Source organism: Mesorhizobium sp. M7D.F.Ca.US.004.01.2.1, assembly GCF_003997785.1.
In the GTDB taxonomy this organism is placed as follows: domain Bacteria; phylum Pseudomonadota; class Alphaproteobacteria; order Rhizobiales; family Rhizobiaceae; genus Mesorhizobium; species Mesorhizobium loti.
This window is the reverse complement of the sequence record NZ_RZRQ01000773.1, coordinates 1-425: the sequence shown is the minus strand read 5'-3', so window position 1 is coordinate 425 and position 425 is coordinate 1. Positions and strand designations below refer to the sequence as shown.

At 62.6% G+C, this 425-nt stretch carries 1 pseudogene; it reads left to right on the top strand.

From position 1 onward, the window contains the following. A pseudogene (locus EN993_RS36730) lies at positions 1 to 164 on the top strand (DNA-protecting protein DprA); the annotation flags it as partial. Between the last annotated feature and the right edge of the window lie 261 nt (positions 165 to 425).

The following is a 425-nucleotide window of genomic DNA, read 5'->3' as shown; positions in this document are numbered from 1 at the left end:
TTATAGAGCCGCTCGCCCCGACCCCCGTGGCGGCCGAGGAGATCACCCGCCACACCCGCCTGCACCCGGCCCAGGTCTTCATGGTGCTGCTGGAACTCGACCTCGCCGGCCGGCTCGAGCGCCACGCCGGCGGCAATGTCTCGCTGGTGTTTGCGAATGAGTGAGCAATGGTGAGCGCGATGGGATTCGAACCTCGCGACCGCCGGTCGGTGTTTTTCACCGTAGTTCCTGACTACGAAGGGATCCAGGCGAAGAGCAACCGCGACTGGAAACCGACATTCAAGCGCAGCGATGATCCGCTGGCTCGAACGGAACATTAGCCGTTTCGAATAGTTAAGTTCATGCTCGGATGTTGTCACTGGCATCCGGCGAAAGGCTGGTCGGCTAACCGTCAGCCGCGGCCCGCGTCATTGGTCGCTCCACGG